This is a genomic window from Paenibacillus macquariensis, from assembly GCF_900156375.1.
Lineage (GTDB): Bacteria > Bacillota > Bacilli > Paenibacillales > Paenibacillaceae > Paenibacillus_AQ > Paenibacillus_AQ macquariensis.
Map to the genome: position 1 here is coordinate 21,339 of NZ_FTNK01000023.1, position 26,335 is coordinate 47,673.

A 26,335-nucleotide genomic window follows, 5' to 3' on the forward strand; every position below is an offset into this window, starting at 1 on the left:
GGAACATTTCATGGCTAAACATGGTAAGAAGTACCAAGAAGCTGCAAAGCTTATTGATAACGAAACAGTATATGAGCCTGCTGAAGCCGTACAATTGGTGAAAAAGGCAGCGACTGCTAAATTTGACGAAACTGTCGAAGCGGCTGTTCGTTTGGGTGTAGACCCTCGTAAACAAGACCAAGCCGTTCGTGGTGTAGTTGTCTTGCCTCACGGTACAGGTAAAACACAACGCGTATTGGTTTTTGCAAAAGGTGATAAAGCGAAAGAAGCGGAAGCTGCTGGTGCAGATTTTGTTGGTGATTTAGATATGATCAACAAAATTCAACAAGGCTGGTTCGATTTCGATGTCTGCGTAGCAACACCTGATATGATGAGTGAGGTTGGTAAACTGGGTCGTCTACTTGGTGGTAAAGGTCTAATGCCTAACCCTAAAGCGGGCACAGTTACTTTCGATGTTACTAAAGCTGTTCAAGAAATTAAAGCTGGTAAAATCGAATACCGTCTCGATAAAGCAGGTCAAATTCACGCGCCAATCGGTAAAGTTTCATTCAGTGAAGAACAATTGAATGAGAACCTTAAATCTTTACTTGAAGCGTTAAACCGTGCAAAACCAGCATCTGCTAAAGGTGTATATCTGAAGGGGATTGCAATTTCCTCGACGATGGGTCCAAGTGCACGTGTAAATACAGCTTCTTACAAATAATACATGTTGACGTGTTCAACGATGTTTGTTATTCTGTAATAGTTGTGTGAATGACTTGAGATTGATCTTAAAGTTGAATATGCTTACCGTAGACAGTAGGTGCCAATAGGCTTAATTTCCTACCGAGGTGTTGTGATAGAACGTCAGCAGTGATTGGACGAAAGTCCTTGCAAATGATGATTCATCAGGCCTTCGTAGATTCTACGGAGGCTTTTTACTTGCCTAAGTAGAATGTCAGAGTCGCGATTTCGTGATTCTGTATAGTAAACTATCAGGAGGTGTACAAATTGGCAAATACAAAAGTAATTCAAGCTAAACAAGAAGCAGTAGACGCTGTAACAGCAAAACTACGCGGAAGCGTAACAACTGTTGTTGCTGACTATCGTGGATTGAATGTTGCTCAAATCACTGAATTGCGTAAGCAACTTCGTGAAGCAGGAATTGAGTTTTCAGTATTGAAAAACTCCTTGTTGCGTCGTGCGACTGCTGCTACAGATCTTACAGAATTGGATGCAATTCTTACGGGTCCGACAGTTGTAGCATTCGGTGGAGAAGATGTTGTAGCACCTGCTAAAATTCTTAACGATTTCGCTAAGAAGAATACAGCATTGAAATTGAAAGGTGCCGTAGTTGAAGGTAAAGTCATTAGCGTTGATCAAATCAAAGCTCTTGCTGAACTTCCTTCTCGCGATGGACTTCTTTCTATGCTTCTCAGCGTGCTTCAAGCGCCTGTGCGTAACTTCGCACTTGCTGTTAAAGCAGTTGCTGACAAAGAAGAACAAAGCGCGTAAGCACATTGTTCTTCAAAAGTTCCATCATAAAAAATTGATTTTAATATAAAATTGGAGGTTCACCCACATGAGTAACGAACAAATTTTGGAAGCCATTAAAGGTATGTCTGTATTGGAATTGAACGATCTTGTAAAAGCAATCGAAGAAGAATTCGGCGTAACTGCTGCTGCTCCAGTAGCTGCTGCAGGTGCTGCTGCTGTTGAAGCAGAAGAGCAATCCGAGTTTGACGTAGTCTTGATGAGCGCTGGCGCTTCCAAGATCAACGTAATCAAAGCAGTTCGCGAAATCACTGGTCTTGGTTTGAAAGAAGCTAAAGACTTGGTAGACAACGCTCCAAAAGCTTTGAAAGAAAAAGTTTCTAAAGAAGAAGCTGAAACTGTAAAAGCTAAATTGGAAGAAGCAGGCGCTAACGTAGAAGTTAAGTAATTTAACTTTCGTTTGCAATAAGCTTATACTTTCTTATATTGTTCAAAAAAAACAAACCCCTTGAACTAAATTCAAGGGGTTTGTTTTAATTAGTGGATTGATGTCTAAATTATAGACATTGGGAAAAAATAGAATGGAACGCAGATTCGGAGGATTAGGATGCCGCAGCACTATTATTCGAACCAACCGGATGCACAGCACGACCGCAGAACGATTGAAGAGCAATTAAAGGGATCGACGTATCGCTTTATAAGTGATGCTGGAGTGTTTTCCAAAAAAGGCGTGGATTATGGAAGTAAGGTATTGATTGAAGCCATGGAGTTTTCACCTGGAGCAGAAGTACTTGATGTTGGGTGTGGGTATGGCCCGATGGGTCTTACTGCAGCGCGGATGGTAAAGGATGGTCATGTGACGATGGTGGATGTCAATAGTCGAGCGGTCGAACTTGCCAAAGAAAATGCTTTGCTAAATGGAATCACGAATGTTTCTATTATGGAGAGTGATTTGTTTACAGCGGTTAAAGGTAAAAGCTTCGATGTTATTCTAACTAATCCTCCGATCCGTGCTGGAAAAGAAACGGTGCATGCTATTTTTGAACAAGCTTATGAGCATTTACGTGAAGGTGGAGCGCTTTGGGTAGTCATCCAGAAGAAACAAGGTGCGCCATCGGCAAAAGAAAAGCTTACGGATTTGTTCGGAGATGTGCAGGAGGTTACGAAGGATAAGGGTTATCGAATATTTAAGGCTTTAAAACCTTTGAAATAATCCGCAATAGGACTATTGACTTGATATTTCAAATATGATACTATTATGAAATGTCAGTATTAGGATAGGCTTCTTGTCTTTAGTTTGCTCAAATGTCAAGTGCTTTGTTAGAACTAAATAACATAGCCATGCATGTATTGAAATGCTATGCAGATGTTAAGCAGGTCTGTTGAACGTGAAGTCCAAGTGATGTAAGGATCCACGGTAAGATGCTCTTTGTTCGAAAGAATTCGGGTAAGGGCTTTTCTTTATTTGTGGAAGAACGCTCTGTATGGTTCCATTATAATTGTCCAAACAGAGGTTCGCAATGTATTTTTAAAGTGAGTAGACATGAGGGGTGAGTTAAAGTTGGCAGGACATCTTGTTCAGTATGGTCGACGCACTCGGCGAAGTTATGCACGAATTAACGAAGTACTCGAAATTCCGAACCTGATTGAAATCCAACAAAAATCTTATGATTGGTTTTTGGAGGAAGGATTACGGGAGATGTTTCACGATATTTCGCCGATCCAAGATTTCACAGGTAATTTGGTGCTGGAGTTTATTGACTACAGCCTAGGTGAACCGAAATACAACATTGACGATGCAAAAGAGCGTGACGTCACGTATGCGGCACCACTACGGGTTAAAGTGAGACTCATTAACAGAGAAACAGGAGAAGTCAAAGAACAGGAAGTGTTCATGGGAGACTTCCCACTAATGACGGAGACCGGTACATTTATTATTAATGGTGCAGAACGGGTAATTGTCAGCCAGTTGGTTCGCTCTCCTAGCGTCTATTTCAGCACCAAAATCGACAAAAATGGTAAACGGAATTACACAGCTACAGTAATCCCTAACCGTGGAGCATGGCTTGAACTGGAAACGGATGCGAAGGATATCATGTATGTCCGTATTGATCGCACACGTAAAATACCGGTAACTGTATTACTTCGAGCACTAGGTTTTGGTAGTGATGCTGAAATTCTTGATTTGCTTGGAAATGATGAATATATCCAGAACACATTAGATAAAGACAGCACGGATTCTACGGAAAAAGCGCTTATTGAAATTTATGAACGTCTTCGTCCGGGTGAACCTCCAACTTTGGATAATGCCAAGAGTCTATTGGTAGCTCGATTCTTTGATCCAAAACGTTATGATCTAGCTAATGTAGGTCGTTACAAAATCAATAAAAAATTACACATTAAGAATCGCTTATTCAATCAAAAGTTGGCTCAGAATCTAGTTGATCCGGAAACGGGAGAAATCCTGGCTGAATCCGGTCAAATGGTAGACCGTCGTTTGTTGGATGAATTGCTTCCTCATTTTGAGAATGGTGTTGGTCTCAAAACGTACCATGTAGCTAATGGAGCGTTGGACGCAGGTGAAGTTCCACTGCAAAGCATCGATGTCTTCTCTCCAATTGAAGAAGGAAAAATCATCAAAGTGATTGCTAATGCTAATATCGATAAATCAGTTAAAAACATTACGCCAGCTGATATTATCTCATCCATCAGTTATTTCATTGATTTGCTGCATGGTGTAGGTAATACGGATGATATTGACCATCTAGGTAACCGTCGTCTGCGTTCTGTTGGTGAGTTGTTGCAAAACCAATTCCGTATTGGTCTATCGAGAATGGAACGTGTCGTTCGTGAGAGAATGTCCATTCAGGATGCGAATGTTATCACGCCACAAGCGTTGATTAACATTAGACCAGTAATTGCATCAATTAAAGAATTCTTTGGTAGTTCTCAGTTGTCACAGTTTATGGACCAGACCAATCCACTTGGCGAATTGACGCACAAACGTCGTCTATCAGCTTTGGGACCCGGCGGTTTGACTCGTGAACGTGCTGGATTTGAAGTTCGTGATGTTCATCCAAGTCATTATGGCCGGATGTGTCCGATTGAAACACCAGAAGGCCCGAACATCGGATTGATTAACTCGTTGTCAACTTTTGCACGTGTTAATGAATATGGCTTTATTGAAGCTCCGTATCGTTGGGTAGATCCGAAGACGGGTATCGTTACGGAACAGATCGATTATCTAACTGCTGATGAAGAAGATAACTATATTGTCGCGCAAGCGAACGCTAAGTTGACAGAAGAAAGCAAGTTTGCAGACGAAATTGTTATCGTTCGTTATAACAAACAGGCTGATAATATTCTTTCAATGCCAAGTGATCGCGTCGATTATATGGACGTATCTCCGAAACAAGTAGTGTCGGTCGCTACGGCGCTTATTCCTTTCCTTGAGAACGATGACTCCAACCGTGCACTAATGGGATCAAACATGCAGCGCCAAGCGGTGCCATTGCTAATTCCTAAGGCTCCATTGGTTGGTACAGGAATGGAACACAAAGCAGCGAAAGACTCTGGCGTATGTATTGTGTCCAAACATGACGGTATTATCGAAAGATCTTCAGCTAATGATATCTGGATACGCCGTGTTGAACTTGTAGATGGTAAAGAAGTGAAGGGCGATCTCGTTAAACATAAATTACACAAATTTATGCGCTCGAATCAGGGTACTTGTATTAACCAACGTCCTATCGTTAAGAGAGGCGACGTCGTGAAAGTGGGAGATATCCTAGCGGATGGACCTTCTACTGAAATGGGCGAAATTGCCTTGGGTCGTAACGTAGTCGTTGCCTTCATGACTTGGGAAGGTTACAACTATGAGGATGCGATCCTTCTAAGTGAGAAGATGGTTAAGGAAGATGTATACACTTCGATCCATATTGAAGAATATGAATCTGAAGCACGTGATACGAAACTTGGACCTGAAGAGATTACTCGTGATATCCCTAACGTTGGGGAAGACGCACTTCGCAATCTAGATGAACGAGGCATTATCCGCATTGGTGCGGAGATTAGTGCTGGCGACATCTTAGTGGGTAAAGTAACACCTAAGGGTGTAACTGAACTGACTGCGGAGGAACGCTTGCTCCATGCTATCTTTGGTGAGAAAGCTCGTGAAGTTCGTGATACTTCTCTACGCGTTCCACATGGTAGTGATGGTATTATCGTCGATGTGAAGGTATTTACTCGTGAGAACGGTGATGAATTACCTCCAGGTGTTAACCAAATGGTTCGTGTATATATTGCACAGAAACGTAAGATCTCTGAAGGTGACAAAATGGCAGGACGCCACGGTAATAAGGGTGTCGTTGCTCGTATTTTACCAGAAGAAGATATGCCGTTCCTTCCTGATGGAACTCCAGTACAGGTCGTTCTAAACCCTCTAGGGGTACCTTCACGTATGAACGTCGGTCAATTGCTCGAAGTACACTTAGGTATGGCAGCAATGCGCCTTGGTATTCACGTAGCAACACCAGTATTTGATGGTGCTAACGAGAATGATGTATTTGATACGATGGAAGAGTCAGGCATGAATCGTAATGGTAAGACAAAATTGTATGATGGTCGTACAGGTGATATGTTCGAACGTGAAGTTACCGTCGGCGTCATGCATATGATCAAACTTGCGCACATGGTTGATGATAAAATCCATGCTCGTTCCACAGGTCCTTACTCACTTGTTACACAACAACCGCTGGGTGGTAAAGCTCAATTCGGTGGTCAACGTTTCGGTGAGATGGAAGTTTGGGCACTTGAAGCTTATGGTGCCGCTTATACACTACAAGAAATCTTGACAGTTAAATCCGATGATGTTGTAGGTCGGGTGAAGACTTACGAATCCATTGTTAAGGGTGAGAATGTTCCGGAACCTGGTGTTCCTGAATCATTCAAGGTTCTAATTAAAGAACTTCAATCACTAGGAATGGATGTTAAGATCCTTAGTGGTGACGAACAAGAAATCGAGATGAGAGAACTCGATGACGAGGATGAGCAGGCAGGAGATAAGCTGAGTCTCAACTTGGAAGGCGCGGAAGTCGGAGTGGAATAAGGTATCGTGATCGGCAGTAAGGGTTACCTTGCTGCCCGACTCACGTCATTAAATAATATAGTACTAGATTAAGGAGGGTTGCTCCTTGTTGGATGTTAACAATTTTGAATACATGAAAATCGGGCTCGCTTCTCCCGAGAAGATTCGGTCATGGTCCCGCGGAGAAGTTAAAAAACCGGAAACGATTAACTATCGTACGTTAAAACCGGAAAAAGAAGGCCTGTTCTGTGAAAAGATCTTTGGACCAACGAAAGACTGGGAATGTCATTGTGGTAAGTACAAACGTGTCCGTTATAAAGGCGTAGTATGCGATCGTTGTGGCGTTGAAGTCACTCGTGCGAAAGTGCGTCGCGAACGTATGGGACACATTGAACTTGCTGCTCCTGTATCTCATATCTGGTATTTCAAAGGTATCCCTAGCCGTATGGGTCTGGCTTTGGATATGTCTCCAAGATCACTTGAAGAGATCATTTACTTCGCATCTTATGTTGTAACAGATCCTGGTGAAACTCCACTAGAGAGAAAACAACTCTTGTCTGAAAAAGAATATCGTAGTTATCGTGAGAAATATGGCTACGGATTCCATGCTGGCATGGGTGCAGAAGCTGTGAAGAAACTTTTGCAGGATATCGATGTTGATAAAGAACTCGTATTCCTAAAAGAAGAACTTCGCACTGCCCAAGGTCAACGTCGTAATCGTGCGATAAAACGCCTTGAAGTCATTGAAGCATTCCGTAATTCCGGGAACAAGCCGGAATGGATGATCATGGATGTACTACCGGTTATTCCTCCAGAGCTTCGTCCGATGGTACAGTTGGATGGTGGACGTTTCGCAACGTCTGACTTGAATGACTTGTATCGCCGTGTAATTAACCGTAACAATCGTTTGAAACGTCTATTGGATCTTGGAGCGCCTGACATTATCGTTCAGAACGAGAAACGTATGCTTCAAGAAGCAGTAGATGCTCTTATTGATAATGGACGTCGTGGTCGTCCTGTTACGGGTCCAGGTAATCGTCCGTTGAAATCCCTCAGCCACATGCTGAAAGGTAAACAAGGACGTTTCCGTCAGAATCTACTCGGTAAACGTGTCGACTATTCTGGTCGTTCTGTTATCGTTGTTGGACCATACCTTAAGATGTATCAATGTGGTCTACCTAAGAAAATGGCACTGGAATTGTTTAAACCTTTCGTAATGAAAGAATTGGTTAATAAAGGCCTTGCCCATAACATTAAGAGTGCGAAACGCAAAGTTGAACGCGTAAGCCCTGAAGTTTGGGATGTATTAGAAGAAGTCATTAAAGAGCATCCAGTTCTACTTAACCGCGCTCCTACGCTTCACCGTCTCGGTATCCAAGCGTTTGAACCGATCCTAGTAGAAGGTCATGCTATTCGACTTCACCCACTTGTATGTACGGCTTACAATGCCGACTTTGATGGTGACCAAATGGCTGTTCACGTTCCATTGTCTGCAGAAGCTCAGGCTGAAGCGCGTATTCTTATGTTAGCATCAGGTAACATACTGAATCCGAAAGACGGTAAACCAGTCGTAACACCATCTCAAGATATGGTTCTTGGTACGTTCTACCTCACGATGGATAATAAAGAAGAAAAAGGAACAGGAATGATCCTTCGTACAGTGAATGATGCTGTATCTGCTTATCAACGTGGAACGGCGGGTCTTCATGCGCGTGTGGCTATCCCAGTTAAAGCATTGGGTAAAACCAACTTTACAGAGAAGCAACAAAATGCGTTGTTGATTACAACTGTAGGTAAAATTATCTTTAACGAAATCTATCCAAGCAGCTTCCCATACATTAATGAGGCGACACGTGATAACTTGTTCAACGGTACACCTGAACGTTACTTCGTGTATGAGAAAGGTGCAGATGTTCGTGCACTGATTGATAGCCTTCCAATTGCTGGGGCAGTCGGTAAGGAATATCTCGGACAGATTATTGCTCGCTGTTTCGAAACATACCATACGACTAAAACATCGGTTATTCTTGATAAAATCAAACAACTCGGATTTACGTATTCAACACGTTCGGGGATTACAGTAGCTGTATCAGACGTTATTGTACCTAAAGAGAAAGATGAGATTCTTCATGCATCTGATGCTAAGGTTAGCGTTGTTACGAATCAGTATCGCCGTGGTTTGATTACGAATGAAGAGCGTTATGACCGAGTTATCGGAATTTGGTCTAAGACAAAAGATGAGATTACAGAAGTGCTTATGAAATCCATGGATCGATATAACAATATTATGCTCATGGTTGATTCTAAAGCGCGTGGTAATAAATCGCAGATCACACAGTTGGGTGGTATGCGCGGTCTGATGGCCAATCCATCAGGACGTATCATCGAGTTGCCGATCAAATCTAACTTCCGTGAAGGTCTAACGGTACTTGAGTACTTCCTATCTACTCACGGAGCGCGTAAAGGTCTTGCCGATACAGCACTACGTACAGCCGATTCAGGTTATTTAACACGTCGTCTCGTTGATGTGGCACAAGATGTTATTGTCCGCGAAGAGGATTGTGGTACCGATAAAGGCTTTAGTGTAGCGAAGATTCAAGATGGTAAAGAAGTCATTGAGGATCTGTATGACCGTATTGAAGGTCGTTATTGCTTCGAGACGGTTCGTCATCCACAGACCGGAGAGGTTATTGTTAATCGCAATGATCTAATCGACTCTGACAAAGCAACTGCTATTGTAGAAGCAGGAGTTGAAAAACTTCAAATTCGTTCTGTACTAAGTTGCCGTGCTCGACATGGTGTATGTAAGACTTGTTACGGTCGGAACTTGGCAACTGGTAAACATGTTGAGATTGGTGAAGCGGTTGGTATTATCGCAGCACAATCCATCGGTGAACCGGGAACGCAGCTTACAATGCGTACCTTCCATACCGGGGGTGTTGCAGGAGACGATATCACACAAGGTTTGCCGCGTATTCAAGAGCTATTTGAGGCTCGTATACCAAAAGGGCAAGCAACAATCAGTGAAATTGATGGTGTCGTTAAAGAAATTCGTGAAACGAAAGATCGTCGTGAGATTGAAGTTCAGGGTGAAGCAGAAACCAAAACATATTTGGTTACTTATGGATCTCGTCTTCGTGTTAGTGAAGGCCAAGAAATTGAGGCTGGTGACGAGCTTACAGACGGTTCAATCGATCCGAAAGAAATTCTACGTATTAAGGGTATTCGCGGGGTACAGAACTACATCTTGCAGGAAGTTCAACGTGTATACCGTAACCAAGGCGTAGAAATCAACGATAAGCATATTGAAGTTATGATTAAACAGATGCTTCGTAAGATTCGAATTGTCGATGCAGGAGAGACTACTCTTCTTCCAGGGGCATTCTCGGATATTCATGAATATGAAGCAGCTAATAAAGTGGCTATTATTTCTGGTAAAGAACCAGCAGTTGCCAAACCAGTTCTTCTTGGTATTACGAAAGCTTCTCTTGAGACTGATTCATTCTTGTCTGCGGCTTCTTTCCAAGAAACGACTCGTGTATTAACAGATGCTGCAATTAAGGGCAAAGTTGATAAACTTCTCGGCTTGAAAGAAAATGTAATCATCGGTAAGTTAATACCGGCGGGTACAGGTTTGAATCGTTATCGTAGTGTGACTTACGCTGATCCAGAATTGTTGAATAAGGCGCCTAAAGTGCTGGAACCTGTTACTGTAGAATAATTTAGATGGTTGCTGTGAAGTCATACGTCAAGTTCGTTCGACTTCACAGTACCACCTTCATTAATCGATAATACAACAAATGCCTTGACATCGATGATATGAGATGCTAATATATCATAGGTGCGTGAGTAACTGCATTATTCCTGTTCTTTTGGAGGATTCGTAAAAGATGTCTAATGATAAAGGATTACAGGATGCTCATGTTAGAATCGGCACCAAACAAACCATGCGTACCGTTGAGTGTGGTCAAGCTACTGAAGTATATGTAGCCTTAGATGCGGACAACCGGCTTATTTCAAAGATTGTAGCACTGTGCGAAAAGCATAGCGTCAACATAACGTATGTGGACACCATGATTGAATTGGGCGAAGCATGCAGCATTGAGGTGGGTGCAGCAATGGCTGCTGTCATTAAACAGTAGTTGTAAGAAGTTTTTGTGAGAAAGATACAAATTCTTTTCCGCAAAGACTTTTCATTTGTCCTTTTATGAACCACCTGGGTCTGTGGGCTTGGGATGCGGTTATAGATGGACAGTAATATAGGAAGGGGGTGGCAACAACATGCCAACAATTAATCAGTTAGTTCGTAAAGGACGCCAATCTAAGATTTACAAGTCTAAATCCCCAGCATTACAAAAAGGGTATAACGCTTTGAAGCGTGAAGAGACTGGATTGAGCGCTCCACAAAAACGTGGTGTATGTACTCGTGTAGGTACTATGACTCCACGTAAACCAAACTCCGCACTTCGTAAATATGCCCGTGTTCGTTTGACGAACCGCATTGAGGTGACTGCTTATATCCCAGGAATCGGACACAACTTGCAAGAGCACAGTGTCGTATTGGTTCGTGGAGGAAAAGTAAAAGACCTTGCAGGAGTTCGTTATCACATCGTTCGCGGTGCTCTTGATACTGCAGGCGTTAACAACCGGATGCAAGCTCGTTCCAAGTATGGTACGAAACGTCCGAAAGTCAAAAAATAATAGTGAATTCAATAGAATTCAATGATTTGAGAAAGGGGGATATCCATGCCACGCAAGGGTCCAGTTACTAAAAGAGACGTTTTACCAGATCCGTTGTACAATAGCAAGCTAGTTACTCGTCTAATCAACCGCATTATGTTGGATGGTAAGAGAGGTACTGCAGCGACAATTCTATATAACGCGTTCAAGCTTATTCAAGAACGTACGGAGAAAGATCCGATGGAAGTATTTGAAGCAGCTATTAAGAACATCATGCCAGTTCTAGAAGTTAAAGCACGTCGTGTAGGGGGTTCTACCTACCAGGTACCACTAGAAGTGAAACCTGAAAGACGTACTGCTCTAGGTTTACGTTGGCTCGTGAACTACTCCCGCAACCGCGGAGAGAAGACTATGGAAGAACGTTTGGCTGCAGAAATTATTGACGCTTCTAACAACACAGGCGCTTCTGTTAAGAAACGCGAAGATACACACAAAATGGCTGAAGCAAACAAAGCGTTTGCTCACTATCGTTGGTAGAATCTATTTTAATATAACTTTGTTATTGAAGGGAGACTGTTTTTATGGCAAGAGAGTTCTCCTTGAGTAATACACGTAATATTGGGATCATGGCTCATATTGACGCAGGTAAGACTACTACCACTGAACGGATCTTGTTCTACACAGGTATAACGCACAAAATTGGTGAGGTTCACCAAGGGGCTGCGACTATGGACTGGATGGAGCAAGAACAGGAGCGCGGAATTACAATTACTTCCGCTGCTACTACCGCTTCTTGGAAGGGTCACCGCGTTAATATCATTGATACCCCGGGACACGTTGACTTCACTGTTGAAGTTGAACGGTCCCTTCGTGTATTGGATGGGGCAGTAGGTGTGTTCAGTGCAAAAGAGGGCGTAGAACCTCAGTCCGAAACCGTATGGAGACAGGCTGACCGTTATGGCGTACCACGTATTGCATATGTGAACAAGATGGATATTATCGGTGCTGATTATCTTAATGTTATTGAATCTATGCGTGATCGTCTTGCTGCGAATGCAGTAGCTATTCAACTTCCGATTGGTGCAGAAAATGAATTCATCGGGATTATCGACCTTATTGAGCAAAAAGCTCATATGTACAAGGATGATCTAGGTCAAAACATTGAGGTAGTTGAAATTCCTGAAGAATTCAAGGCTCAAGTTGAAGAACTTCGTGCAATTCTGTTTGAGAAAGTTGCAGAATTAGATGAAGAACTAACAATGAAGTACCTTGAAGGTGAAGAAATTACGATTCCAGAATTGAAAAAAGCTCTTCGTAAAGGTGTTGTTGAAACGAAGATTTTCCCAGTTATCTGTGGATCTTCTTATCGCAACAAGGGAGTTCAATTGATGATGGATGCTGTAGTTGATTATCTTCCAGCTCCAACTGACGTTCCAGCTATCGTTGGTCACCTTGATGATGGTACTGAAACAATTCGTCAGGCTGATGATAAAGCTCCTTTCGCAGCGCTTGCATTTAAGATTATGACTGACCCTTACGTTGGTAAACTTACGTTCTTCCGTGTATATTCCGGTGTATTGCAATCCGGTTCTTATGTACTGAATGCAACAAAAGGTAAACGCGAACGTATCGGACGTATCCTTCAAATGCATGCTAACAGCCGTCAGGAAATCGCCGAAGTTTACTGCGGTGATATCGCTTCAGCTGTTGGATTGAAAGATACAAGTACTGGTGATACACTCTGTGATGAGAAGCACCCAGTTATTCTTGAATCAATGAACTTCCCTGAACCAGTTATCTCTATCGCAGTTGAACCTAAAACGAAGGCTGACCAAGATAAACTTGGTGTTGCACTCGGTAAGTTGACTGAGGAAGACCCTACACTTCGTGCTCATACAGATGAAGAGACAGGTCAGACGATTCTAGCAGGTATGGGTGAACTTCATCTTGATATCATCATCGATCGTATGCGTCGTGAGTTTAACGTAGAAACCAATGTGGGTAAACCACAGGTTGCTTATCGTGAAACTTTCCGTGCAGCAGCACGTGTTGAAGGTAAGTTCGTACGTCAATCTGGGGGCCGTGGACAATACGGTCACGTATGGGTTGAATTCGAACCACTTGAAGCAGGTACTGGTAATACTTTCGAAAGCAAGGTTGTCGGTGGATCTGTTCCTAGAGAATATGTTGCTCCAGCACTTGCAGGGATTGAAGAAGGAATGAAGAGCGGTGTTATCGCAGGCTTCCCGCTTGTTGATGTCAAAGCTACCATCGTTGATGGTTCATACCATGATGTCGATTCCAATGAAATGGCATTTAAAGTTGCAGGTTCTCTAGCGCTTAAAGCTGCTAAAGACAAGTGTAAGCCTGTCCTTCTTGAGCCTATCATGAAAGTTGAAGTTGTTGTGCCAGAAGAGTATATGGGTGATGTTATGGGCATGCTGAACTCCCGTCGTGGACGGATTGAAGGTATGGATTCCCGTGCAGGCGGCCAGATCATTCGTGCTAAGGTGCCATTGTCTGAAATGTTTGGATATTCCACAACACTTCGTTCAGGTACTCAAGGTCGCGGTGTATTCTCAATGGAGCTTTCTCATTATGAAGAAGTTCCGAAGAGTATCTCTGAAGAAATTATCTCCAAGACTAAGGGTGGAGAATAATCACCACTTTTTTTCACAGAACGAAGCGAAAGAAGTGATTCTTTTACTTCGGGCTGTATAAACATAAACAATTTATTTATTGAAGGAGGAAGTGTTTAAAATGGCAAAGGCTAAATTTGAACGCAATAAAACACACGTAAATATCGGTACTATTGGTCACGTCGATCATGGTAAAACGACTCTTACTGCAGCAATTACAACTGTATTGTCCAAAACTTACGGGGGTGCTGCTGTAGCATTCGATCAAATCGATAAAGCTCCAGAAGAGCGCGAACGTGGTATTACAATCTCTACAGCTCACGTTGAATATGAAACTCCTACGCGTCACTATGCACACGTAGACTGCCCAGGTCACGCCGATTATGTTAAAAACATGATCACTGGTGCTGCTCAAATGGACGGAGCTATCCTAGTTGTTTCTGCAGCTGATGGTCCTATGCCACAGACTCGCGAGCATATCCTATTGTCTCGTCAAGTTGGTGTTCCATACATCGTTGTATTCTTGAACAAATGTGATGTTGTAGAAGACGAAGAGCTTCTTGAATTGGTAGAAATGGAAGTTCGTGACCTGTTGAATGAATATGATTTCCCAGGCGACGACACTCCAATCTTCCAAGGTTCAGCTCGTGAAGCTTTGGCTAATCCAGACGGAGAATGGGCTGCTAAGATCGTTGAAATGTTCAACGTTATCGATGAGTATGTTCCAGATCCAGTTCGTGATACTGACAAACCTTTCTTGATGCCTATCGAGGATGTATTCTCTATCACTGGTCGCGGTACCGTTGCTACAGGTCGTGTAGAACGTGGAACTGTTAAGATCGGCGAAGAAGTCGAAATCGTTGGTATTACTGAAGAATCCAAGAAATCCATCGTTACTGGTGTGGAAATGTTCCGCAAATTGCTTGATTCCGCTCAAGCTGGTGACAACATCGGAGCATTGCTTCGTGGAGTAGACCGCACAATGATCGAGCGTGGTCAAGTTCTTGCTAAACCAGGTTCTGTTAAGCCTCACACAGAATTTTCTGCACAAATCTACGTGTTGACTAAAGAAGAAGGCGGACGTCATAAACCTTTCTTCACTGGTTACCGTCCACAGTTCTACTTCCGTACAACTGACGTAACTGGCGTTATCACTTTGCCAGAAGGAACTGAAATGGTTATGCCTGGTGACAACATCACTGTAACTGTTACATTGATCAACCCAATCGCGATTGAAGAAGGTACTAAATTCTCCATTCGTGAAGGCGGACGTACTGTTGGTGCAGGTGCTGTAGCAACAATCACTAAATAATAAAGACTTTGGTCTTTGAATCATAAGCAACAGTGTACTGTAACGAGCAACAGTGTGATGTGAACGCAAGTCAACAGAGGATTCTATCCTTTAAACGATAGAATCCTCTGTTTTTAATTTCAAAAGCTGATTTGGGTAAAATTACTGGCGAACTGATTCATCAAATGAACAGTTTAAGGTTGCCTACTTAGCGAATAAAGTGTATTATATAAACTTAGCCACGAGGTAATAACTTAACTTTCTATTTAATACTTGCTTTATACCCAAGTATTCTATATAATTATGAATGTTGTTCTGAGACGTTGCGATGATGTGAGAGGTTACTGACACACCTGGCCCCTTTGCCATGGAGCGGTTGTCTAGAAAATTTTCACGGAGTATGTCCGATACCAAATTGGGCGATAGAAGGAGGGACTAAAATGGCAAAGCAAAAAATTCGTATTCGTTTGAAAGCTTACGATCACAGAATTCTTGATCAATCCGCTGAGAAAATTGTTGAAACTGCAAAACGTTCGGGTGCTAGTGTTTCCGGACCGATTCCACTTCCAACTGAAAAACAAATCATTACCATTCTCCGTGCGGTACACAAGTATAAGGATTCGCGGGAACAGTTTGAACAACGCACTCATAAGCGTTTGATCGACATCGTTAACCCGACTCCACAAACTGTGGATGCCCTAATGCGCTTGGACCTGCCGTCCGGTGTAGATATTGAAATTAAATTGTAATTTGTTTTACTAGTATGAATTTATAAAGGAAACGAGGTGTCAACATGAAAGGTATCTTAGGAAAAAAACTCGGGATGACTCAAGTATTTACCCCTGAAGGTAATGTAATTCCTGTAACAGTAATTGAAGCAGGACCTTGTGTTGTTTTGCAAAAGAAAGACCTAGAGAACGATGGTTATGAAGCAGTTCAACTAGGCTTTTCCGATAAAAAGGAAAGAAACGCGATCAAGCCAGAAATAGGCCATGCGAAAAAGGCAAATACTGCGCCTAAGCGCTACGTTCGCGAAATTCGCGGGATTGACTCCACAAGTGTTGAAGTGGGTCAAGAGTTGAAGGCTGATGTCTTCACAGAAGGTGAATTTGTTGACGTAACAGGTACTTCAAAAGGTAAAGGATTCCAAGGTGTAATTAAACGTTGGAACCAAAGCCGCGGACCAATGGCTCACGGATCGCGTTATCACCGTAGACCAGGTTCCATGGGTTCCATCCAAGCGAACCGTGTACCTAAGGGCAAACGCCTTCCAGGACATATGGGACATACGACAATTACAGTACAAAGACTTGAAGTTATCAAAGTAGATGTAGAACGTAATGTTTTACTTGTTAAAGGTGCTGTACCAGGACCTAGAAACAGCTACGTGAAAATCAAAGAAACGGTGAAGAAATAATCACCATAGAAAGGAGGAACAACAATGCCCAAAGTAGTGCTTTTTAATGTAGGTGGAGCTGAAGTAGGAGAAGTGGAATTGAGTGACACTGTATTCGGTATTGAACCGCATGTACATGTTATGAACCAAGCTGTCTTATTACAAAGAGCTTCTTTACGTCGTGGTACTCACAAAGTTAAAGGACGTTCTGAAGTTCGCGGTGGCGGACGTAAACCTTGGAAACAAAAAGGTACAGGTCGCGCTCGTCAAGGTTCAATTCGTTCGCCACAATGGAAAGGCGGCGGCGTAGTATTCGGACCAACACCACGCAGTTATACATTCAAACTGCCTAAGAAGGTTCGTCGTTTGGCAATTAAATCCGCATTGTCATCTAAAGTATTGGATAATAACATTATCGTTCTAGATGCATTGACGTTGAATTCGCCAAAAACGAAAGAATTTGCAGCGATATTAAGTAACTTAAAAGTCGATCGTAAAGCTCTAATTGTTACACCTAGTTATGATGATACAGTAGCTATGTCTGCTCGTAACATTCCTGGTGTGAAATTTGTAGCAGCAGACGGCATTAATGTCCTTGACGTACTATTGTACGACAAGTTGATCATTACGAAGGAAGCAGTTCAGAAGGTAGAGGAGGTGTTCGCGTAATGAAGGATCCTCGCGATGTGATCAAACGTCCGGTTATTACGGAACGTACGTCCGAATTTATGAGCGATATGAAATATGCTTTTGAAGTGGACATCCGTGCCAATAAAACCGAAATTAAACAAGCTATTGAAGCTATATTCAAAGTTAAAGTAACAAATGTTAATACAATGCGTGTACCGCAAAAACCTAAACGTTACGGTAAATATTCCGGTTATACATCGGAATGGAAGAAAGCTATCGTATCGCTTAGCAAAGATAGCAAGCCGCTTGAATTTTTTGAAGCAGTAGAGTAGTAAAATCGCTAAAGTAAGGAGGAAAACTCTGTGCCAATTAAAAAGTATAAACCTACTTCCCCGGCTAGAAGACACATGTCTGTGTCCACGTTTGAAGAAATCACTACAAACGAACCGGAAAAATCCTTGTTGTCTCCCCTTTTCAAACATGCGGGACGTAATAACCAAGGTAAAATTACAGTTCGTCACCATGGCGGCGGACACAAACGTAAATACCGTATTATTGACTTCAAACGGACTAAAGACGGCATACCAGGTCGCGTTGCTACGATTGAATACGATCCGAACCGTACTTCCAATATTGCTTTGATCCACTATGCAGACGGAGAGAAACGTTATATTATCGCTCCTCAAGGTCTAAAAGTTGGAGATCAAATCGAATCAGGACCAGCATCCGATATCAAAGTTGGTAACACGCTTCCTATGGAAAACATTCCAGTAGGTACAGTTATCCACAATATCGAATTGCAACCAGGTAAAGGTGGACAATTAGTACGCGCAGCTGGTACTGAAGCTCAACTTCTTGGTAAAGAAGAAAAATACGTATCCGTACGTTTGTCTTCTGGTGAAGTTCGTAAATTGTTGAAAGTTTGTCGCGCTACAATCGGTGCTGTCGGCAATGCTGATCACGAGTTAATCAAGATCGGTAAAGCAGGACGTAGCCGTTGGATGGGACGTCGCCCAGAAGTACGCGGAGTAGTAATGAACCCGAACGATCACCCACACGGTGGTGGTGAAGGACGCGCTCCAATCGGACGTAAATCTCCATTGTCTCCATGGGGTAAACCAACCCTTGGTTACAAAACGCGTAAAAAAGGTAAAGCTTCTGACAAATATATCGTTCGCCGCCGCACAAAATAATGCACACTGTGCATAACTTTGTGAAGTGCCGAAAGTAACGAGAAGATTTGATGAAGGGAGGATTCATATATGAGTCGCAGTTTAAAAAAGGGACCTTTCATTGATGGTTACCTGTTGAAAAAAGTTGATGATATGAACGCATCTGAGAAAAAGGCTGTTATTAAGACTTGGTCTCGTCGTTCCACTATTTTCCCACAGTTCATCGGACTTACATTTGGCGTGTATGATGGACGTAAGCACGTTCCAGTATACGTAACGGAAGATATGGTAGGACACAAATTGGGCGAGTTTTCTCCAACACGTACTTACAGAAGTCATTCGGATGATGATAAGAAAACAAGAAGATAATATTTTAAGCTCTTTGTCTGAGAGGAGGTAACACAATGGAAGCAAAAGCACATGCTAAATCTATTCGGATTTCTTCCCGTAAAGTTCAACTAGTAATTGACTTGATTCGTGGTAAAGAAGTTGGCGCTGCAATCGCAATTCTTCGTCACACTCCGAAAGCCGCTTCCCCGGTTGTGGAAAAGTTGTTGAACTCAGCGATCGCAAATGCTGAACACAACTATTCACTAGATGTTAACAAATTGTTTGTTAGTGAAGTTTATGTCAACCAAGGACCGACGATGAAACGTTTCCGTCCTCGTGCGATGGGACGCGCTAGCAAGATTAACAAGCGTACTAGCCACATTTCTTTGGTGGTATCTGAGAAATAAGGAGGGATAACGAGTGGGCCAAAAAGTAAATCCAATAGGACTACGTGTAGGCATTATTCGTGATTGGGAATCTAAATGGTTTGCCGGTAAAGAGTTCGGTACTCTTTTAATCGAAGACATTAAAATTCGCGAATACGTTAAAAATAAATTAAAAGATTCAGCTGTTTCTCATATTGAAATTGAGCGCGCAGCTGGTCGTGTGAATGTTACTATTCATACAGCTAAACCAGGAATGGTAATCGGTAAGGGTGGTGCTGAAGTAGAAGTACTTCGTACTCAAATTGCTAAGATTTCTCTTGGTAAGAAAGTTCACATTAACATTTCTGAAATTAAACACCCTGAACTAGATGCTATTCTTGTAGCTGAAAGCATTGCACAACAATTGGAACGTCGTGTTTCCTTCCGTCGTGCTTTGAAACAAGCAATGCAAAGAACTATGCGCTCTGGTGCAAAAGGGATTAAAACACAAGTAGGCGGACGTCTTGGCGGTGCTGAGATTGCTCGTTCAGAAGGCTACAGTGAAGGAACTGTTCCACTTCATACACTTCGTGCTGATATTGACTACGGTACAGCTGAAGCAGCTACTACTTTCGGTCTAATCGGAGTGAAAGTATGGATCTATCGTGGAGAGGTTCTTCCTACGGCTAAGAAACAGGCTGCGCAGGAAGGAGGCAACTAATCATGTTGGTACCAAAACGTGTAAAACACCGCAAACAACAACGCGGACACATGAGAGGTCAAGCTAAAGGCGGAACTGAATTGAACTTCGGAGAATTCGGTCTTGTAGCACTAGAACCATCATGGATTACTAACCGCCAGATTGAAGCTGCGCGTATCGCTATGACGCGTTACATCAAACGTGGTGGTAAAGTATGGATTAAAATTTTCCCGGATAAGCCAATCACACAGAAGCCTCTAGAAGTACGTATGGGTAGTGGTAAAGGTAACGTGGAAAAATGGGTTGCTGTTGTAAAACCTGGTAAGATTATGTTTGAACTTGGTGGAGTGCCTGAAGAAATCGCTCGTGAAGCGATGCGTCTTGCTTCTCATAAATTGCCAATCAAAACTAAGTTTATCAAACGTGAAGAAGTGGGTGGTGAAGCAAATGAAAGCTAGTGAACTTCGTAACCTAACCTCTGCTGAGATAGAACAGAAAGTATCCGGATTTAAAGAAGAACTCTTTAACCTCCGTTTTCAACTGGCTACTGGTCAGCTTGACAACCCGACTCGGATTCGTGATGTTCGTAAAGAAATAGCTCGTGCTAAAACTATTATCCATGAAAGACTACTTGGAATTAGTTAATTGAATCGGACTAACGTCGTCTATATTCAGGAAGGAGGCTTACAATGAGCGAGGAACGTAATGCACGTAAAGTACAAGTGGGTAAAGTAGTCAGCGATAAAATGGATAAAACTATTGTTATTGCTGTTGAATCTCATAAAAAGCATAACTTGTATCACAAGAGCATTAAACACACTAAGAAGTTTAAGGCGCATGATGAAAACAACGATGCTAAAATCGGGGATGTAGTTAAAGTTATGGAGACCCGTCCACTATCTAAGGATAAACGCTGGAGATTAGTCGAAATCGTGGAAAAAGCGATTATCATCTAAATCCTTTATACGTTTTGTTCGAAAGGAGGAAATATAAATGATTCAACCATTTACTCGTTTGCATGTAGCTGACAACTCCGGAGCGAAGGAACTTATGTGTATCCGCGTTTTAGGAGGAACAGGTCGTCGTACAGCAGCAATTGGTGATATGATCGTATGTGCTGTTAAAGCAGCAACACCAGGCGGCGTTGTCAAAAAGGGTGATGTAGTAAGAGCTGTAGTAGTTCGTACTAAACGTACTGTTCGTCGTAAAGACGGTTCGTATATCGCTTTTGATGAAAATGCAGCAGTTGTCGTTAAAGATGATAAGAGCCCACGTGGAACTCGTATTTTCGGACCTGTTGCTCGCGAACTTCGCGACAGAGACTTCATGAAAATCGTTTCCTTGGCACCGGAAGTTATCTAAATCTAAGTAACCTTAAACTTGCAAGGAATAGCAAGCCGCAGGAGGTGTAACAAATGCCAAAAGTGAAAAAAGTTCTGGAATCCCACAGCCATAAATTGCATGTCAAAAAAGACGATGTAGTCATGGTAATCAGCGGGAAAGACAAAGGTAAAAAAGGTCGTATCATTGCTTCTTATCCTCGTCAAAACCGGGTCTTGGTTGAAGGTGTAAACATGATGAAGAAACATCAAAAACCTAACCAATCTAACCCGCAAGGCGGTATCATTGAGCAAGAAGCTGCAATTCACGTTTCTAACGTGATGCATATCGATCCAAAGAGCGGAAGCGTAACTCGTATCGGATACAAAGTATTGGATAACGGACAAAAGGTTCGCGTAGCGAAAAAATCCGGAGAAGTTATCGACTAATCGAATATTGATGAAAGGAGGTTTGTGATTCATGGCAGTAAGAATAAAAGATCGTTACTTGAACGAAATTACACCTGCTTTGATGCAGAAGTTTAATTATACAACAGTTATGCAAGTACCTAAGATTGAGAAGGTTGTTATCAACATGGGTGTTGGTGAAGCAGTTTCTAACTCTAAAGTACTTGATGCGGCTGTAAATGATATGCAATTGATCACTGGTCAAAAGCCAATTATCACTCGTGCTAAGAAATCCATCGCTGGATTCAAATTACGTGAAAACATGCCAATCGGTGTGAAAGTAACGTTACGTGGAGAACGCATGTATTATTTCTTGGACAAATTGTTTAACATTACTCTTGCTCGTGTTCGTGATTTCCATGGTGTATCCAATAAAGCCTTTGACGGCCGTGGTAACTACACGCTTGGACTCAAGGAACAGTTGATTTTCCCTGAGATTGAATATGACAAGGTAGATAAAGTACGTGGTATGGATATCGTTATTGTAACGACAGCCAATACTGATGAAGAGTCGCGCGAGCTTCTCACTCAAATGGGAATGCCTTTTGCAAAGTAATTCCGCAAATCCATTTCTCCGAAAATTATTAGGAGGTGTCAGTCTAAGTGGCAAAAACTTCGATGATAGTAAAACAACAACGTACGCCTAAGTTTAAAGTACGTGGTTATACTCGTTGCGAACGTTGTGGTCGTCCACATTCAGTACTGCAGAAGTTTAAAATTTGCAGAATTTGTTTCCGTGAATTAGCTCATGCGGGCCAGATTCCTGGCGTGAAAAAAGCAAGCTGGTAAGAAGTCCATAAACGGGAAGGAGGTTTACACACATGACTATGTCTGATCCAATTGCAGATATGCTTACTCGTATTCGTAACGCTAATACAGTACGTCACGAAACGGTTGAAATGCCTGCATCTACGATGAAAAAACAAATCGCTGATATTTTGAAGCGTGAAGGATTCATCCGTGACGCAGAAGTTGTCGCTGATAACAAACAAGGGATTATCCGTATTTTCTTGAAATATGGACAAAACAACGAACGTGTTATCACAGGTTTGAAGAGAATTAGTAAACCAGGCCTTCGCGTGTATACGAAGAGCAACGAAGTTCCTCGTGTACTCGGCGGTCTAGGTATCGCGATTGTCTCCACTTCAAAGGGAGTTATGACCGATAAAGAAGCTCGTCAATCTAAATCTGGCGGAGAAGTTGTCTGCTACGTTTGGTAATATAATGTCACAAGACAAGGAGGTGCAACATATATGTCTCGTATTGGTCGCAAACCAATCGCAGTACCAAGTGATGTAGAAATCACTTTGAATAACGCTGTTATTACTGTTAAAGGACCTAAAGGAACTTTGACTCGTGAACTTCATAAAGACATGAAGGTAACAGTTGATAATAATGAAATTCTTGTTGAACGTCCTTCTGACAATAAACTGCATCGTTCTCTTCACGGAACAACCCGCAGCGTTGTCAGCAATATGGTTAGTGGTGTAACTGTAGGTTTCTCTAAGAACCTAGAATTGGTTGGGGTCGGATATCGCGCAAGCAAATCCGGAGATAAAATCGTTCTAAACGTAGGTTACTCACATCCAGTTGAAATTGCTCCAGAACCAGGTATTGAGTTTGAAGTACCTGTAAATACAAAGATCACTGTTAAAGGGATCGATAAAGAACGCGTAGGAGCTTATGCTGCTAAAATCCGTTCGGTACGTGAGCCTGAACCTTATAAAGGTAAAGGAATTAAGTATGAAGGTGAACGCATTATCCGTAAGGAAGGTAAAGCAGGTAAGAAAAAATAAGTTATTTTTTCTTATTCCTGAGTTACCATGTGCGTCTTAACGTGATGCTTTGAAGGTAAACTGAAAGGAGTGAAATGGAAGTCATGATTAATAAAGAAGATAAGAACAAGGCACGTGTAAGAAGACATCTTCGTGTTCGTAAGAAAATTACTGGAACCGTTGAACGTCCACGTCTTAACGTTTTCCGTTCTTCCAAACATATCTATGCTCAATTGATTGATGACGTTGCTGGTGTTACATTGGTAGCAGCATCAACTGTTGATAAAGAATTGAGTGAAGGAATTACTAATGGCGCTAACGTAGAGTCAGCTCGTAAAGTTGGCGAATTGGTTGCTAAACGTGCAAAAGATAAGGGCTATGCTTCGGTTGTATTTGACCGCGGAGGCTACTTATATCACGGACGAATTCAAGCACTTGCAGATGCAGCTCGCGAAGCAGGCTTAGAATTCTAAGATATTTTTAAAAAGGAGGTTAACGACTTGCGTGTAGATCCGAATACTTTAGAACTGACTGAAAGAGTTGTAAATATTAACCGCGTAGCAAAAGTTGTAAAAGGCGGACGCCGTTTTAGCTTTAGCGCGTTGGTAGTTGTCGGCGATGGCAAAGGTTATGTTGGCGCCGGTATCGGTAAAGCAGGCGAAGTACCTGATGCGATTCGCAAAGGTATTGAAGATGCTAAGAAAAATCTAATTCATGTTCCACTTGTTGGAACATCAATTCCTCACACTGTAACAGGTAAATTCGGAGCTGGTCGCGTCTTTATGAAACCAGCATCAGAAGGTACTGGAGTTATCGCTGGCGGTCCTGTACGTGCAGTACTTGAACTTGCTGGTGTGGGTGATATCTTGACAAAATCTCTGGGTTCTTCGAACTCCATGAATATGGTCAACGCAACTTTAGAGGGCTTGTCCCGTCTAAAACGCGCTGAGGATGTTGCGAAATTACGCGGCAAATCCGTCGAAGAATTGCTCGGTTAAGGAGTGAATGTCATGACAAAACAACTTGAAATTACCCTAGTTCGTAGTTTGATTGGTCGTCCTGGTGATCAGCGTGCGACTGTCAACACACTTGGTTTGAAAAAAATCAACAAAACTGTTGTTCATAACGACAATCCTGCGATTCGCGGAATGATCAATAAAGTGTCCCATTTAGTATCAGTAACAGAAATCGAAGGTTAATCTAAAAAGATTAACCTACAAATCTTAAGGAGGTGCAACGAACGATGAAATTACATGAGCTTTCCTCTGCCCCTGGTTCCCGTAAAGAACGCAAACGTGTTGGACGCGGTACTAGTAGTGGTACAGGTAAAACATCAGGTCGTGGCCATAAAGGTCAAAACTCTCGTTCCGGCGGTGGAGTTCGCCCTGGTTTCGAAGGTGGACAAAACCCGTTGTATCGTCGCTTACCTAAACGCGGGTTTACTAACCCTACGCGTAAAGAATATGCGATCGTGAACATCGAAGATCTTAACAACTTCGCAGCAGATACAGAAGTAACACCAGAATTTTTGTTCGAAAACGGAATCGTGAAAAATGCTAAAAGCGGAATCAAGATTCTTGGCAACGGCGAAGTAACAGTTAAGCTGTCTGTCAAAGCGAATAAGTTTTCTCAATCTGCGGTGGAGAAAATAGAGGCTGCCGGCGGTAAAACCGAGGTGATCTAATGTTTAAGACGATCAAAAATATTTGGCACATTGAGGATCTACGCAAAAGAATCGTGTTCACTCTATTCATACTATTCATTTATCGTATCGGTAGCTTTGTTCCAGTACCTGGTGTTGATAAATCGGTACTATCGAATACTAACAATGCAGGTGCAGATTTGTTTGGTCTTCTCAATACGTTCTCGGGTGGCGCATTAATGCATTTCTCAATATTCGCCCTCGGGATTACGCCTTATATTACGGCATCCATTATAGTGCAATTACTTTCGATGGATGTTATACCAAAGCTTTCCGAGTGGGCCAAACAAGGCGAACACGGAAAGAAGAAATCAGCACAGTTGACGCGATATGGTACAATCGTATTAGGTATAATTCAAGCATTTGCTATGTCTGTCGGGTTTAACCGTATGTATGGCACTGTTATGATTCCTAATGCAACCTTTGCTAAATATGTTCTGATTGCTATTGTCTTGACGGCGGGTACTGCCTTCCTGATGTGGTTAGGTGAGCAAATTACGGAAAGAGGTATTGGAAATGGGATATCGATGCTGATCTTTGCTGGTATCGTAGCGAACATTCCAACCTATATTCGTACAACGGCTCAGTCTTCCTTCATCCAAGATAATCAAGCGTTTATGAATACGTTGAAGACGATCCTTCTATTTGTAGTCGTTGTACTGATTGTTATCGGTGTTATATACATCCAACAAGCGATTCGTAAGATTCCAGTACAATATGCAAAACGTGTCGTTGGAAACAAAATGTATGGAGGACAAAATACGCATATACCGCTTAAGATCAATGCTGCGGGCGTAATTCCAGTCATTTTCGCCATATCATTGCTTCAATTCCCAGTGATCATTGCTAACTTTTTCAACACACACACATGGGCTAAATGGGTTGTAAAAAACCTGAGTCATGATCAGCCACTTGGTATGGTTTTGTATGTTATCATGATTATTGGATTTACATTCTTCTATACTTTTGTACAGATGAATCCTCAGCAAATGGCTGAAAATATGAAGAAAAACGGTGGATACATTCCTGGGATTCGTCCTGGTAAAGCAACTGAGAAATATATGACTCGTGTTATGTCTCGTTTGACAATGACTGGTGCCATATTCCTAGCTGCTATATCGTTATTACCGATCTTCTTAGGTACATTGGCTGGTTTGCCTAAATCCGTGCAAATCGGAGGTACAGCACTTCTCATCGTTATCGGTGTAGCGCTGGACACTATGAAGCAAATCGAAGGTCAATTGATCAAACGTCATTACAAAGGTTTCATTAATAAATAAAAGGTCCGGTGAAGTTGTCAAAACTTCCT

General features: G+C 42.2%; 33 protein-coding genes and 1 other annotated feature. All 33 genes read left to right on the forward strand.

Features of this window, described 5'->3' with window-relative positions; all coding sequences use genetic code 11:
- Window positions 1-10: 10 nt before the first annotated feature.
- The 33 genes from rplA (at window position 11) to secY (ending at window position 26,306) form a co-directional block, all read left to right on the forward strand.
- The gene (gene rplA, locus BW961_RS25625; RefSeq protein ID WP_068591134.1) at window positions 11-703 is read left to right on the forward strand and encodes a 50S ribosomal protein L1; all 693 of its coding nucleotides are present in this window, start codon (window positions 11-13) and stop codon (window positions 701-703) included.
- Between the two features lie 68 nt (window positions 704-771).
- Window positions 772-929, forward strand: a sequence feature (ribosomal protein L10 leader region).
- A gap of 61 nt (window positions 930-990) precedes the next feature.
- On the forward strand, window positions 991-1,494 hold the full coding sequence (rplJ, locus tag BW961_RS25630; RefSeq protein WP_068591137.1) for a 50S ribosomal protein L10: 504 nt from the start codon (window positions 991-993) through the stop codon (window positions 1,492-1,494).
- Between the two features lie 67 nt (window positions 1,495-1,561).
- The gene (rplL, locus tag BW961_RS25635) at window positions 1,562-1,921 is read left to right on the forward strand and encodes a 50S ribosomal protein L7/L12 (protein WP_068591139.1); all 360 of its coding nucleotides are present in this window, start codon (window positions 1,562-1,564) and stop codon (window positions 1,919-1,921) included.
- Window positions 1,922-2,080: 159 nt separating this feature from the next.
- Complete coding sequence (locus BW961_RS25640) at window positions 2,081-2,686, forward strand: class I SAM-dependent methyltransferase (RefSeq protein ID WP_068591141.1); 606 nt, start codon at window positions 2,081-2,083, stop codon at window positions 2,684-2,686.
- A gap of 348 nt (window positions 2,687-3,034) precedes the next feature.
- The gene (rpoB, locus tag BW961_RS25645; protein WP_068591143.1) at window positions 3,035-6,580 is read left to right on the forward strand and encodes a DNA-directed RNA polymerase subunit beta; all 3,546 of its coding nucleotides are present in this window, start codon (window positions 3,035-3,037) and stop codon (window positions 6,578-6,580) included.
- Between the two features lie 85 nt (window positions 6,581-6,665).
- Window positions 6,666-10,280 carry a DNA-directed RNA polymerase subunit beta' gene (gene rpoC / locus BW961_RS25650; RefSeq protein WP_068591144.1) on the forward strand — a complete coding sequence of 1,205 codons (3,615 nt, stop codon included), beginning with the start codon at window positions 6,666-6,668 and terminating at the stop codon, window positions 10,278-10,280.
- A gap of 169 nt (window positions 10,281-10,449) precedes the next feature.
- A complete protein-coding gene (locus BW961_RS25655; protein ID WP_068537341.1) occupies window positions 10,450-10,701 on the forward strand; it encodes a ribosomal L7Ae/L30e/S12e/Gadd45 family protein in 252 nt (83 codons plus the stop codon).
- A 139-nt stretch (window positions 10,702-10,840) separates the two neighbouring features.
- Window positions 10,841-11,260: a 30S ribosomal protein S12 gene (gene rpsL, locus BW961_RS25660; RefSeq protein WP_068537339.1), complete on the forward strand. Its 420-nt coding sequence runs from the start codon at window positions 10,841-10,843 to the stop codon at window positions 11,258-11,260.
- A 45-nt stretch (window positions 11,261-11,305) separates the two neighbouring features.
- A complete protein-coding gene (gene rpsG, locus BW961_RS25665; RefSeq protein ID WP_068591146.1) occupies window positions 11,306-11,776 on the forward strand; it encodes a 30S ribosomal protein S7 in 471 nt (156 codons plus the stop codon).
- 44 nt (window positions 11,777-11,820) lie between these two features.
- Entirely contained in the window at window positions 11,821-13,899 is a 2,079-nt protein-coding gene (gene fusA, locus BW961_RS25670; protein ID WP_068591148.1) for an elongation factor G, read from the forward strand.
- Window positions 13,900-13,999: 100 nt separating this feature from the next.
- Complete coding sequence (gene tuf, locus BW961_RS25675; RefSeq protein ID WP_068591151.1) at window positions 14,000-15,190, forward strand: elongation factor Tu; 1,191 nt, start codon at window positions 14,000-14,002, stop codon at window positions 15,188-15,190.
- Between the two features lie 419 nt (window positions 15,191-15,609).
- A complete protein-coding gene (gene rpsJ / locus BW961_RS25680) occupies window positions 15,610-15,918 on the forward strand; it encodes a 30S ribosomal protein S10 (protein ID WP_036652923.1) in 309 nt (102 codons plus the stop codon).
- A 44-nt stretch (window positions 15,919-15,962) separates the two neighbouring features.
- Window positions 15,963-16,586, forward strand: coding sequence for a 50S ribosomal protein L3 (rplC, locus tag BW961_RS25685; protein ID WP_068591153.1), 624 nt, complete (start codon window positions 15,963-15,965; stop codon window positions 16,584-16,586).
- A 24-nt stretch (window positions 16,587-16,610) separates the two neighbouring features.
- Window positions 16,611-17,234, forward strand: a complete 624-nt coding sequence (gene rplD / locus BW961_RS25690; RefSeq protein ID WP_068591155.1) for a 50S ribosomal protein L4 — start codon at window positions 16,611-16,613, stop codon at window positions 17,232-17,234.
- Window positions 17,234-17,527: a 50S ribosomal protein L23 gene (gene rplW / locus BW961_RS25695; protein ID WP_068537324.1), complete on the forward strand. Its 294-nt coding sequence runs from the start codon at window positions 17,234-17,236 to the stop codon at window positions 17,525-17,527. Before rplD ends, rplW begins: the two co-directional genes overlap by 1 nt.
- Before the next feature lie 30 nt (window positions 17,528-17,557).
- Window positions 17,558-18,388: a 50S ribosomal protein L2 gene (gene rplB, locus BW961_RS25700; protein ID WP_068591157.1), complete on the forward strand. Its 831-nt coding sequence runs from the start codon at window positions 17,558-17,560 to the stop codon at window positions 18,386-18,388.
- Window positions 18,389-18,457: 69 nt separating this feature from the next.
- Window positions 18,458-18,736, forward strand: a complete 279-nt coding sequence (rpsS, locus tag BW961_RS25705; protein ID WP_068591159.1) for a 30S ribosomal protein S19 — start codon at window positions 18,458-18,460, stop codon at window positions 18,734-18,736.
- Window positions 18,737-18,771: 35 nt separating this feature from the next.
- Window positions 18,772-19,104 carry a 50S ribosomal protein L22 gene (gene rplV / locus BW961_RS25710; RefSeq protein ID WP_068537318.1) on the forward strand — a complete coding sequence of 111 codons (333 nt, stop codon included), beginning with the start codon at window positions 18,772-18,774 and terminating at the stop codon, window positions 19,102-19,104.
- A 13-nt stretch (window positions 19,105-19,117) separates the two neighbouring features.
- On the forward strand, window positions 19,118-19,783 hold the full coding sequence (gene rpsC / locus BW961_RS25715; RefSeq protein ID WP_068591161.1) for a 30S ribosomal protein S3: 666 nt from the start codon (window positions 19,118-19,120) through the stop codon (window positions 19,781-19,783).
- Window positions 19,784-19,785: 2 nt separating this feature from the next.
- Window positions 19,786-20,220: a 50S ribosomal protein L16 gene (gene rplP / locus BW961_RS25720; RefSeq protein ID WP_068537314.1), complete on the forward strand. Its 435-nt coding sequence runs from the start codon at window positions 19,786-19,788 to the stop codon at window positions 20,218-20,220.
- Window positions 20,210-20,407: a 50S ribosomal protein L29 gene (gene rpmC / locus BW961_RS25725; protein ID WP_068537312.1), complete on the forward strand. Its 198-nt coding sequence runs from the start codon at window positions 20,210-20,212 to the stop codon at window positions 20,405-20,407. Before rplP ends, rpmC begins: the two co-directional genes overlap by 11 nt.
- A 44-nt stretch (window positions 20,408-20,451) precedes the next feature.
- Window positions 20,452-20,718: a 30S ribosomal protein S17 gene (rpsQ, locus tag BW961_RS25730; RefSeq protein WP_068591163.1), complete on the forward strand. Its 267-nt coding sequence runs from the start codon at window positions 20,452-20,454 to the stop codon at window positions 20,716-20,718.
- Between the two features lie 37 nt (window positions 20,719-20,755).
- Window positions 20,756-21,124: a 50S ribosomal protein L14 gene (rplN, locus tag BW961_RS25735; RefSeq protein WP_068591165.1), complete on the forward strand. Its 369-nt coding sequence runs from the start codon at window positions 20,756-20,758 to the stop codon at window positions 21,122-21,124.
- Between the two features lie 53 nt (window positions 21,125-21,177).
- Window positions 21,178-21,531: a 50S ribosomal protein L24 gene (rplX, locus tag BW961_RS25740; protein WP_068650939.1), complete on the forward strand. Its 354-nt coding sequence runs from the start codon at window positions 21,178-21,180 to the stop codon at window positions 21,529-21,531.
- Between the two features lie 31 nt (window positions 21,532-21,562).
- On the forward strand, window positions 21,563-22,105 hold the full coding sequence (rplE, locus tag BW961_RS25745) for a 50S ribosomal protein L5 (protein ID WP_068591167.1): 543 nt from the start codon (window positions 21,563-21,565) through the stop codon (window positions 22,103-22,105).
- 47 nt (window positions 22,106-22,152) lie between these two features.
- On the forward strand, window positions 22,153-22,338 hold the full coding sequence (locus BW961_RS25750; RefSeq protein WP_068591169.1) for a type Z 30S ribosomal protein S14: 186 nt from the start codon (window positions 22,153-22,155) through the stop codon (window positions 22,336-22,338).
- 32 nt (window positions 22,339-22,370) lie between these two features.
- Window positions 22,371-22,769 (forward strand): 30S ribosomal protein S8, encoded by a 399-nt coding sequence (gene rpsH, locus BW961_RS25755; protein WP_068591172.1) that lies wholly within the window; start codon window positions 22,371-22,373, stop codon window positions 22,767-22,769.
- Window positions 22,770-22,802: 33 nt separating this feature from the next.
- On the forward strand, window positions 22,803-23,345 hold the full coding sequence (gene rplF, locus BW961_RS25760) for a 50S ribosomal protein L6 (protein WP_068591174.1): 543 nt from the start codon (window positions 22,803-22,805) through the stop codon (window positions 23,343-23,345).
- An 83-nt stretch (window positions 23,346-23,428) separates the two neighbouring features.
- Complete coding sequence (gene rplR / locus BW961_RS25765; RefSeq protein ID WP_076577040.1) at window positions 23,429-23,797, forward strand: 50S ribosomal protein L18; 369 nt, start codon at window positions 23,429-23,431, stop codon at window positions 23,795-23,797.
- Between the two features lie 27 nt (window positions 23,798-23,824).
- Window positions 23,825-24,322 (forward strand): 30S ribosomal protein S5, encoded by a 498-nt coding sequence (gene rpsE / locus BW961_RS25770; RefSeq protein WP_068537297.1) that lies wholly within the window; start codon window positions 23,825-23,827, stop codon window positions 24,320-24,322.
- 12 nt (window positions 24,323-24,334) lie between these two features.
- Window positions 24,335-24,523, forward strand: coding sequence for a 50S ribosomal protein L30 (gene rpmD / locus BW961_RS25775; protein WP_068591176.1), 189 nt, complete (start codon window positions 24,335-24,337; stop codon window positions 24,521-24,523).
- Between the two features lie 44 nt (window positions 24,524-24,567).
- Window positions 24,568-25,008, forward strand: a complete 441-nt coding sequence (gene rplO / locus BW961_RS25780) for a 50S ribosomal protein L15 (RefSeq protein ID WP_068537293.1) — start codon at window positions 24,568-24,570, stop codon at window positions 25,006-25,008.
- The gene (gene secY, locus BW961_RS25785; protein WP_068591178.1) at window positions 25,008-26,306 is read left to right on the forward strand and encodes a preprotein translocase subunit SecY; all 1,299 of its coding nucleotides are present in this window, start codon (window positions 25,008-25,010) and stop codon (window positions 26,304-26,306) included. The genes rplO and secY overlap by 1 nt, the downstream gene beginning before the upstream one ends.
- Window positions 26,307-26,335 lie beyond the last annotated feature (29 nt).